Below are 9930 nucleotides of genomic sequence, written 5' to 3'. Positions count from 1 at the left end.
CGCCGCCGATCCGGCAAGGCTGAAGCGGTGGCGCTTGCCGCCGAAGCCGATCTCGACCCATTCCGCCTGCCGCACGTTGTGGACGAAGAGGTTGGTCGCACCCATGCCGGCCGTGTCGAAATTGCTCAGCAGGATGTCGCCACCGTCTGCCACGAAATCCAGCTTCTCGTCATTCGAGAACCGGATGCTGACCCGTTCGCCCGCCTCGGCGCGGCGGCCATCCAGCGTCACGCTGACGCGGCAGTTGTTGAAGTCGCAGGTGCCGTTGGCGTCGAGTTCGTTCATCTGGTCGGTGCGGGTGATCCAGATCTCGTTGCCGCGCATCCGGCGCGGGCTGACCTCGCCGGTCTCGTTGGTGAAGGTCCAGTATTCCGCGCCGCCCTCGACGGAAGCTTCGAAATACCAGCCGGCGGGAAGGGCCGGGCTGGCGAGGGCGATCAGCGCGGCGGTGAACAGGTGTTTCATGCTTCCAAATCCTCCGGAGGAATGTCGATGCCGGCATCGGCCAGCGCCTGTGCGATCAGCTGGCTCATGGTGATGTCGCGCCGCAGTGCCTCGATCCGCAGGGATCTGTGCGCTTCGGCGCTGAGGCAGATCGAGGTGCGCTTCGGGCCGGCGGTCGGTTTCCGCTTCGCGGCTCTCATCGATACCAGCCCTCCTGCATGCGGGGGATCACGTAGCGCAGGAACAGGCCGACACCGCCGGCGAACAGCATGAAGGGCGACAGGAACAGGAAGGCGATCAACCCGTCGAATGCGGTCGTCCGGTCATCGACCGATGCAACCCAGGTGCCAAAGACGATACCGGCAAGAACGAAGAATGCGGCCACGCCGAGCATGAAGGTCGATGCCTGGCGCCAGCTTTCGACCGAGCGGCCCCACACACCGCGGATCGCCCCGCAGGCAGGGCAGGTGGAGGCCTCGGCATGGATCTCGGTCATGCAATGCGGACATTGTTGGGGCATGGCAGGCTCCTTGATGTCGAATGAATGTTAAAACAGGTAGAGTTAAAAACGTCGACGCACAATAGCATTGTGCATGAAGACGACCCCCAGAAGCCCTCTGCGAGACATCGTGGCGCGCAACATGCGCAGGCTACGGGCCGAGCGCGGCTGGTCGCAGGAATACCTGGCGCATGAATGCGGGTTGAACCGGACCTATCTCAGCGCAGTCGAGCGGTCAGAGCAGAACATCTCCATCGACAACCTATATCGAGTTGCACAGGGGTTCGGGGTGGAGAGCTGGACGCTGCTGAAGGCCGAGTAGTCGGTGATAAGGGTGGCCTACGACCAACAGACAGCCGGCGGCCCAGGAGCACCATCAACAGATCGCCATTCGCCTGATCCATCTCCAGCCTCCGCAGGGTTGGGATGCAGCGCGAGCAGCGCATCGCGCGAACGGGCCAGAAAGTCGTCCTTGGTTTCGTCGGGCGCCAGCCGCAACGGCGAGCCAAAGATCGCCTTGCACATGATCGGCACCGAGATGATTTCACCCTTGGGCATCACCCGGTTCAGGTTCTCGATCCAGACCGGGACCATGTCGATCTTGGGGCGTTGTACGGCCAGATGATACAGGCCCGTCTTGAAGGGCAGCAGGTTTTGATTCGTCAGGTACGCGTGCCCTCGGGGAACAGGATCAGGGACTGGTCCTGTCACCTTGTCCATCAAGCTCCGATCACCCTGCCCGATTGTCGTCGCGGCGATCATGCAAGGGTTTTCCTTGCGGTTACAAGGGTCAGCGGCCGCGCCACCGCGTCAGCTACAGAACCGCACCGATCCGCCAGGGCACGAATTCGGCGTCGCCATAGCCAAATTCCTCGGATTTGGTGCGCGCCCCGGACGCGGTGTCCAGCAGCTTGTGATAGATTTCCTGCCCCATTTCGGGCAGCGATATCGTGCCCTCGACCACCTTGCCGCAGTCGATATCCATATCCGCCTGCATCGAGTGCCACAGCGCCGAATTCGACGCGAGTTTCAGCGAAGGCGCGGGATGGGCGCCAAAGCACGACCCCCGCCCCGTCGTGAAGGCGATCAGATTCGCGCCAGAGGCCACCTGCCCCGTCGCCGCAACCGGATCATAGCCGGGGCTGTCCATATAGACGAAACCGGGGGTGCGGATCTGTTCGCCATAGCCATAGACGCCCGCGACCGGCGCCAACCCGCCCTTGGCCACGGCGCCAAGCGATTTTTCCAGAATGGTGGTGATGCCGCCGCGCTTGTTGCCGGGGCTGGGGTTGTTGTCCAGACTGGCGCCGTTCTGGCTGGTATAGCGTTCCCACCAGCCGATCATCGCCCGCAGCTTGTCGCCGTCGGCATCGCTGGCGCGCGCGATCAGCAGATGTTCGGCCCCATAGACTTCGGGCGTTTCCGACAGGATCGAGGTCCCGCCCCCCGCCACCAGCAGGTCCGAGGCGACCCCAAGCGCCGGGTTCGCCGTGATCCCCGAAAACCCATCCGATCCGCCGCATTGCATTCCAAGCGTCAGGCCCGACACGGGCACGGTGCTGCGGGTGTCGCGATTGGCTACCTCGGCGATGGTTTCCAGAATTTCCAGCGCACGGGCAACGGCCGCCGCCGAACCGCCGACATCCTGAATGTTGAAACTGGCGTGACGTTCGCGGGTCCAGTCGTCGCGCTGATACAGGGTGAGCTGGTTCACCTCGCAGCCCAGCCCGACCAGCATGACGCCGCCGAAATTGACGTGATCGCGGTAGCCCTTCAGGACGCGGACCAGCAGCTCGAACCCCTCGCCGCCCGTGGCGATGCCGCAGCCCTGATCGTGGACGATGGGCACGAAACCGTCGACATTCGGGAAACGCGGCAGCAGCCGGTCATTCGCCGCCCGCGCAATCGCGTTGCACACGGTCGAGGAACAGTTGACCGAGGCGATGACCCCGATGAAATTCCGCGTCCCGACGCGCCCGTCCTTGCGCAGAAAGCCCTGAAAGCTGCGACGTTCGGGCGGGGGCGGCAGTTGCCCACGGCTTTGCGCGGGGCCAAGGCCATGCGCGCTCATCCCCGCGTTCTGGGTATGGACATGTTCACCCGCGCGGATCGGCGCGGTGGCCTGTCCCATGACCTGCCCGTATTTGACGATGGCATCGCCGGGCGCATGGTCGCGCAGCGCGAATTTATGCCCGGCGGGGATATCCCCCGCCAGTGTCACGCCCAGATGCGGATCGCCCGCATTCAGCGCGGTCAGCGCAATGCCGACGCTGTCGGTGTCACCCAGAAGCAGCGCAGAGGGGGGCTGGCTCATGGCGCGGGATCCTTGGCGCTTTGGCTGATGGCGTGAAGTTGCGGGGCCAGATCGGGCGACAACCCGGCCCAGTCCAGAAAGGCGGTGATGCGGTGATCGACCTTGGATGCGTGGTTCTGCGCGATATCGGACAGCCGGTGATCCAGAAACGGATTGTCGAACCGTTCCAGCGTCACGGCCAGATAATCGCGCGCCTGATCGCCCATGCCTTGCTGCGCGAAACCGGGCAGAACCTCGGTTTCCATGATATTCATCAGCGCCACGCGCAGGGGGCCGGACATCGCCTGACGGACATAGGTTTCCTGTGCGCCCGCACGCTGCCACAACTCGATCAGCGCGCTGTGGCCAAGGTTCAGGATATGCAGTTTCAGCCGCTGCACCGGCTCCAGATCGGGGACGATCTGGATGGCGGGATGGGCGACGGGCAGTTCCAGCCCCGGCTGCGCGGCGATGGCCCAAAGCCCGTAGGGTTCGGCCACCGCACCCGCCGGGCGGATTTCCTCGGACACGATGCGGTCAACCAGCGAATTCGCCCAGATATGGGCGTCCAGAAACGCGGGATCGGCCCCTTGCGCCACCGCGATCTGCTGCACCCGAGCGCGCAGTTTGTCGCCATTTCCAGGCACCAGTTCGGTCGGCAGAACGACCAGCGGACCGCCGCCAGCGACATGGCGGGCGCGCATCAGGTGAAACAGCTTGGCCGGATAGCTTTGCGCCGGATCGGGATGGGGCAGATCATCGGCGGGTTGCAGGTCAAAGCCGCGATCTCCGGTGTTCGAAACGATCCAGCGCGCCTCGGCCACGAAAATCCGTTCCAGTTCGGCGTAGTCGCCATCATAGCCAAGGCCGCGCCTCACGACCGTGACGCGTTCTTCGCGGTCGACGGGCTGGCCGTTTTCGATGCCGCGCACCCGGACCGGATAGCCGCCGGGGGCCGACAGGGCATCCAGCCTGCCGTGACGCGCGGGGTCGGATGTCGATTGCACCACCGTCACCGCAGGCGCCGCACCCACAGGCGTGCCTGTCTGGAAATAGGCCAAAGCATGGGCTTGCAGAAAACGGCTGGTGCCGAACTGGATGATGGGGGTCTGCATGGCGAAATCCTTGGGATTGCCCCGCCCTGTGACCGGGCAGGGCGATTGGCATCAGGCTTCGATCAGCGCAATCATGCGTTCCAGCCGCTGCATCGCCAGCCAGCCGTCGCGGATCTGGGGCGCGGCGTCGCTTTCGCCGCGCATGGTCGCCGCGACATCCAGCAGCAGGGCGTGATAGCCCTTGTGGTCTTCGTTCGCGGCGGCGGTGAAGTTCGGCGTCCAGACAAGGCTGTCACAGGCAGGGTCCAAAACCGCCTTGGGTTCGTCGGCCTTGAAGGGCGGGTTACGGTGCCATGCGACGTTGATGATGTTTTCAACCTCGACCCGGTTGTGGTCGCCCATGATCTGGACATATTCCATCGGTGTACCGCGCGACTGGACGGTGCCCATGATGATGTTGCCGATCACGCCGTTATCGCATTCGAAATTCATGTGCAGCAGCATCTTGCCCGCATCCGGGACATTCTTGCGCAGCCGCAGATCGGCGAATTCCGACCCCGCGAACCATGTGATCAGATCCATGTAATGGACGCAGTGGTGTAGGTAGAAACCGGTGTAATCGACCTGACCCGAGAAATAGGTCGGCGCGGTCATATAGCTGCCGTGAATGCCCAGAATCTGCCCGAAATCGCCGCCATCCAGGATGTTCTTCGCGATCTTGTTGCCGGTCGAATAGCGTTTCATGAAGCCGACGGTGACCGGCACCTTTGCCGCCTCAGAGGCGTCAAGCAGTTCCCGCGCCTGTGCTGCGGTGGCTGCCGGGGGCTTTTCCATGAAAACCGGGATGCCGCGTTTGATCGCGGCCATGGTGGCACGGGAATGGACTTCCGGGCCCACCGCCATGCCGACCGCGTCGATATCCGCATTGGCGATCATGTCGTCATAATCCGAATAGACCGCCTTGGCACCGAATTGGCGCGCGGCACTCTGTGCCGCTGCCTCGTCGCGGTCACAGACCGCCGAGATTTCAAAGCCGCTGCGCGCCAGTTGCGGCATCAGCATCCAGGTTGCGTGGCGGCCGCAGCCGATCCAGCCGATCTTGATCGTCATCAGTGATTGACCTCTGCAAAGGTAAGTGCCGAACGGATCAGGGCCAGACCCGCGCGCAGCTTGTCGTCTTCATTTTCGTGGGGCGCGCGCCAATGCGCGATGGGCAGGGCGATGCGGTCGTCCTCGCGGCGGAACGGTTCCAGCGAAACCGGGCCGGTATAGCCGACCTGATGCAGGGCGCGCGAAATCGCGGTCCAGTCCATATTGCCGGTGCCGGGGAAACCGCGATGGTTTTCATTGGCCTGGAAATGCACCAGACGGTCGCCCGCAGCGCGGATCGCGCCAGGGATCGAGCGTTCTTCCATGTTCATATGGAAGGTGTCCAACATGACGCCCAGACCGGGGTTGTCGACCGCATCTACGATTTCGATGGCCTGACTGGTGGTGTTGACGATGTCGGTTTCAAAGCGGTTCAGCGGCTCCAGCCCGAACACCTGACCGGCGGCGGCGGCCAGCGGCGCGACCTCGGCCAGACTGTCGATGGTGCGCTTTGCTCGCGTCGCGATCTGATCGGCGGTCCACGGGTAAGGCGGGCGACCCGCGAACACCAGAGGTTCGCCATAAAGCGGTCCACCGATGATTTTCGCGCCGACCTTTTCGGCTGCCTCGACGCAGAATTTCAGATAGTCGATGCCGCCCTGACGGTTCGCCGCATCCTCGCTGGCGATCGAGCGTTGCAGGTTCACCCGCGCGGCCAGAACCACGTCCAGACCTTCGCCTTCGCAGATGCGACGCACCTCAGCCGGGTCCAGATCATCTTCGGGTTCCGGGACCAGCAGTTCGATGAAATCGAAACCCAGTTCACGGGTTTTCTTCAGGCAGGGCAGCGCGGCATTGGTAAAGGGCCGGATATATTGCATCGAAATGATGCCAACAGGATTTTTCACGATTTTCCCTCTGAGATTGAGGCTGCCGTCCTGACGGGCGGCAGCGAAAATGGTTCAGCCCTTGACGGCGCCTTGGGTCAGCCCGCCGACAAGCCGACGCTGGACGATCAGGAACAAGATGGTGGCGGGCAGCGCACCGACGATGCCGCCAGCGGTCAGCAGGCCCCATTGCACCTGATATTCGCCGATCATGGTCTGCACGGCGACGGTGATCGGGCGCACGTTCTGCCCGCCCAGGGTCAGCGCATACAGATATTCGTTCCATGCGGTGATAAAGATATAGATGCCCGTGGCGATGATCCCCGGCGCGCACAGGGGCAAGATCACCTTGCGCATGGCCTGCAGGCGCGAACAGCCATCTGTCATCGCGGCCTCGTCCAGCGATTTCGGGATGCCGTTGATATAGCTCGTCATCATCCAGACCGAAAACGGGATCGCGATGGTCGAGTTCGCGACGATCAGCGCGAAATGCGTGTCCAGCAGCCCCAGCTGACGCATCAGCACGAACAGGGGCAGGATCAGCAGCACCAGCGGGAACATGTTGATCAGCAGGAATTGCAGTAACAGCACTTTTTTAAAGCGGAAATCAAACCGCGAAAAGCTGTAGGCCGCCGTCACCGACAGCGTCAGCCCAACGACCACCGTGCCCGCCGCGATGATGAAACTGTCCAGCATGTTGCGGGCAAAGCCGACATTGGCGAACAGGCGTTCGTAGTTGCTCCAGACCAGATCAAAGATCGACGGACCGCGCGTAAACAGCTCGCTTTCCGCAGTCAGCGAGGTCAGCAGCATCCACAGATAGGGCCCAAGCGTAAAGACCAGAATCGCCAGCATCGGCAGATCGACGGTCAGCACCCGGTTCAGGGTCGATTTGCGTCCCAAAGCCATTATTGCACCGCCTTTGCCGAGCGTTTCAGATACAGGATCACGATGCCCAGCAGCATCAGCGTAAAGGTCATGGCCAAGGCCGAGCCATAGCCAAAGTTCAGGTTTGTCCGCGCCTCAAGGAAGGAATAAAGCGGCAGGGTATAGGTCGAATAACCGGGGCCGCCGCCGGTCATGACAAAGATCACATCCATCGAATTCGCCACCCAGATCGTGCGCAGCAGAATCGCGGTGAACAGCACCCCGGAAATGCCGGGCAGGGTGATGTGCCAGAACTGCCGCCACGGCGTCGCGCCATCCAGCGATGCGGCCTCGTAATAGCTTTGCGGGATGGATTGCAGACCGGCCAGAATCATCACCGCAAAGAAGGGAAAGCCCTGCCATGTCAGCGTCAGGATGATCGCGTAAAGCGCGGTATCGGGGTTCGCCAGCCACGGGATCGAGGTTTCCAGAATCCCCACGCGCAGCAGCAGGTCGTTCAGGATCCCGTAGTTGGAATCGTAGATCCAAGCCCACATCAGCGCGATCACGACCGAGGGCAGCGCCCAAGGGATGATGATCAGCGCGCGGGCCAGCGGGCGCCACGGGAATTTCTGGTTCAGCAGCAAGGCCGTCGCCAGCCCAAGCAGCGCCTGCGCCGGCACGGTGATGACGATCCACAATATCGTATGGTGCAACGAAATCCAAAAGACTTCGTCCTGAAAGATGTTGAAATAGTTCTGCAATCCGACCCAGTCAAAGTTCTTGGGGCGGAACAGGACATAGTTGTGCAGGCTCATCCATGCGGTCTGGATCATCGGAAAGAACACGATGGCCAGCGTGACCAGAACGGCGGGCGACAACAGGGCCAATGGCATGACCTGCCGCCACAGCGCGGCGCGTCTGCCAGAGGTGGGACCCTCTTGCTCGGGGACGGAGGTGGTTGTCATCGGGCAAAACTCTCTTGGCCCTGCGCGGACGCGTCCGACAGGCAATTTCGGTCAAGGCGGGGATGGGCCGGGGTGTGGCGCCCGGCCCGTCGGGGATCAGTCGTCGGTGAACAATCCCGCAATCGCCGCGTTCATCTGTTGGGCGGTGATCTGCCCCAGCAGGGCGCGCTGCATGTTCGCGGGCCAGACGGTATTGACGAATTCCGGCGTGTTCGACGATGCGGGCAGCAGATGCGCGAATGGCAGCGATGCCTGCGTCGCCTCGACAAAGCGCGGCTCATGGCCCTGCCATGCGGCGGTGTCGGATTGCGTCACCGGCAACTGCCCGGTCGCGGTGTTGAACAGCGCGTTGTTTTCAGCCGTGGACAGAAAGGAAATCCATTTCCACGCCGCGTCCTTGTCGGATGCATTCGACAGCACCGCCGTCGATTCATCGCCAAAGGTCGTCCAGCGCCCGCCGCCGCATTCCGGCACGGTGGTCGCCGCGACCTTGTCGCCCAGCACCTCGACCAGATCGTTAGAGGAACCGACGTGGTGGATGGTCATCGCGGTCACGCCGGTCTTGAAGGCGCCGATGATTTCCTGAAACCCGTCATTCGGGGCCGAGGGCGGGAACACCTTGTCCGTCTGGAACAGGTCGATGACGAATTGCGTGCCCGCGGCCCCCGCGTCCGAGGTCAGGCTCTGGTCCAGCGCAACGCCGGTGCGGCCAAGGGTGAAGCTGCCCCAATGTTCATGGCCCGACTTGCCGCCCCGGAAGCCGAAACCATAGGTGTCGATCTTGCCGTCGCCATTGGTGTCGCGGGTCAGCTTGATCGCAGCATCGCGGAATTCGTCGCAGGTCTGGGGCGGGTTCAGGCCCAGTTCCTGAAACATATCGGCGCGGTAATACAGATACAGCGCAACATATTGGACGGGCAGGAAATACTGCTTGCCATCCTCGGCGCGGGTCAGGTCGAAGAGGTTCGGCAGGATGTCATCCTTGCCCTTCCATGCGGCGATCCGGTCGTCCAGCGGCTCCAGCGCCTCCATCTCCAGCAGGCGGGGCAGGGCGAACATCTTCAGCATCGCAGCATCGGGGGCATTGCCGCCGACGATCGAGGTATAGAGGTTGTCGTAATAGCTGTTCCACGGCACGTTCATCGCGTCGATCTTGATGCCGGGGTTTTCGGCCTCGAATTTCGCAACCAGATCGCCCATCGGGTTTTCCGGATTGTCGAAGTGATACCAGAACCGCACCGTGCTGTCGGCACTGGCAAGCCCCGGCGCAAGTCCGGCAAGAAGCGCAAGGGCGCTGATCGTTCTTTTCATGTTCTCTCCTCCCTGGATCGAATGGGTCTTGGTCTGGGGCTCAGGTCATGACGCGAAAGGCGTCGCCTGCGCGGCGATAGGCATCGACGGATTGCGGCAGCCACAGGCTCATCTGCATGAAGCCGTGGACAACCCCCGCGATCCGGTCGAAACGGTCCTTGCGGCCCAATGCGTGCAGGCGCGCGGCAAAGCGTTCGCTGTCGGAACACAAGGGGTCGATTTCGGCGGCGTTCAGATACAGCGGCGGCAGGGCCGCCAGCGCCGCATCGGATGCGCGGGCGGGCGTCAGTGTCAACGGCGGCGTAAAAACCTGCCACTGGGCGGCGCAAAAGTCGGCCACCGTTGTGCGCGGCTGAGACCGCTGCGAGGGCGTAGCCCGAGCGGGGGTCTCAGCCGCGCGTTGCGGTTTTCGAGGAGGGGGGATCAGCCGGCCTTTCTGGCGCGACTGTTGGCGAGGCGGTAGCTTTCGCCATTCATCTCGAGGATGTTGACGTGGTGGGTCAGCCGGTCGAGAAGC

General features: G+C 62.8%; 14 protein-coding genes. 1 reads left to right on the top strand and 13 read right to left on the bottom strand.

Annotated elements, in window-relative coordinates:
- From AQY21_RS09025 to AQY21_RS09015, 3 genes are all read right to left on the bottom strand, one after another.
- Window positions 1–465: hypothetical protein (locus tag AQY21_RS09025; protein WP_058097355.1), on the bottom strand; the 465-nt coding region annotated here is incomplete at its 3' end.
- Window positions 462–644: a hypothetical protein gene (locus tag AQY21_RS09020; protein ID WP_058097354.1), complete on the bottom strand. Its 183-nt coding sequence runs from the start codon at window positions 642–644 to the stop codon at window positions 462–464. The genes AQY21_RS09025 and AQY21_RS09020, both read right to left, overlap by 4 nt.
- Window positions 641–964, bottom strand: coding sequence for a zinc ribbon domain-containing protein (locus tag AQY21_RS09015; RefSeq protein WP_058097353.1), 324 nt, complete (start codon window positions 962–964; stop codon window positions 641–643). Before AQY21_RS09015 ends, AQY21_RS09020 begins: the two co-directional genes overlap by 4 nt.
- 121 nt (window positions 965–1085) lie before the next feature.
- Between AQY21_RS09015 and AQY21_RS09010 the strand changes: the two genes are divergently transcribed.
- Window positions 1086–1265 (top strand): helix-turn-helix domain-containing protein, encoded by a 180-nt coding sequence (locus AQY21_RS09010; RefSeq protein WP_238986730.1) that lies wholly within the window; start codon window positions 1086–1088, stop codon window positions 1263–1265.
- 17 nt (window positions 1266–1282) lie between these two features.
- On the opposite strand, the gene AQY21_RS28595 is transcribed toward AQY21_RS09010, so the two are convergent.
- The 10 genes from AQY21_RS28595 to AQY21_RS08960 all read right to left on the bottom strand — a co-directional run.
- Window positions 1283–1705 carry a hypothetical protein gene (locus AQY21_RS28595; protein WP_152988174.1) on the bottom strand — a complete coding sequence of 141 codons (423 nt, stop codon included), beginning with the start codon at window positions 1703–1705 and terminating at the stop codon, window positions 1283–1285.
- A 52-nt stretch (window positions 1706–1757) separates the two neighbouring features.
- Window positions 1758–3257, bottom strand: coding sequence for a UxaA family hydrolase (locus AQY21_RS09000; RefSeq protein ID WP_058097350.1), 1500 nt, complete (start codon window positions 3255–3257; stop codon window positions 1758–1760).
- Window positions 3254–4351 carry a D-mannonate oxidoreductase gene (locus AQY21_RS08995; RefSeq protein WP_058097349.1) on the bottom strand — a complete coding sequence of 366 codons (1098 nt, stop codon included), beginning with the start codon at window positions 4349–4351 and terminating at the stop codon, window positions 3254–3256. Before AQY21_RS08995 ends, AQY21_RS09000 begins: the two co-directional genes overlap by 4 nt.
- Before the next feature lie 51 nt (window positions 4352–4402).
- A complete protein-coding gene (locus AQY21_RS08990; protein ID WP_058097348.1) occupies window positions 4403–5401 on the bottom strand; it encodes a Gfo/Idh/MocA family protein in 999 nt (332 codons plus the stop codon).
- Window positions 5401–6288: a sugar phosphate isomerase/epimerase gene (locus AQY21_RS08985; RefSeq protein ID WP_058097347.1), complete on the bottom strand. Its 888-nt coding sequence runs from the start codon at window positions 6286–6288 to the stop codon at window positions 5401–5403. Before AQY21_RS08985 ends, AQY21_RS08990 begins: the two co-directional genes overlap by 1 nt.
- Window positions 6289–6342: 54 nt before the next feature.
- Window positions 6343–7176: a carbohydrate ABC transporter permease gene (locus tag AQY21_RS08980; protein WP_058097346.1), complete on the bottom strand. Its 834-nt coding sequence runs from the start codon at window positions 7174–7176 to the stop codon at window positions 6343–6345.
- Window positions 7176–8102: a carbohydrate ABC transporter permease gene (locus AQY21_RS08975; protein ID WP_058097345.1), complete on the bottom strand. Its 927-nt coding sequence runs from the start codon at window positions 8100–8102 to the stop codon at window positions 7176–7178. The genes AQY21_RS08980 and AQY21_RS08975 overlap by 1 nt, the downstream gene beginning before the upstream one ends.
- 96 nt (window positions 8103–8198) lie before the next feature.
- The gene (locus AQY21_RS08970) at window positions 8199–9413 is read right to left on the bottom strand and encodes a sugar ABC transporter substrate-binding protein (RefSeq protein ID WP_058097344.1); all 1215 of its coding nucleotides are present in this window, start codon (window positions 9411–9413) and stop codon (window positions 8199–8201) included.
- A 40-nt stretch (window positions 9414–9453) separates the two neighbouring features.
- Window positions 9454–9753 carry an alpha/beta hydrolase fold domain-containing protein gene (locus tag AQY21_RS08965; protein WP_238986729.1) on the bottom strand — a complete coding sequence of 100 codons (300 nt, stop codon included), beginning with the start codon at window positions 9751–9753 and terminating at the stop codon, window positions 9454–9456.
- An 83-nt stretch (window positions 9754–9836) separates the two neighbouring features.
- Window positions 9837–9930 (bottom strand): ATP-binding protein (locus tag AQY21_RS08960; RefSeq protein ID WP_238986731.1); only part of this gene is annotated, 94 nt, incomplete at its 5' end.

The organism is Paracoccus sp. MKU1 (assembly GCF_001447385.1).
In the GTDB taxonomy this organism is placed as follows: Bacteria; Pseudomonadota; Alphaproteobacteria; order Rhodobacterales; family Rhodobacteraceae; genus Paracoccus.
Note: the sequence above shows the minus strand (reverse complement) of the source record. Positions and strands in the feature narration are given on the sequence as shown.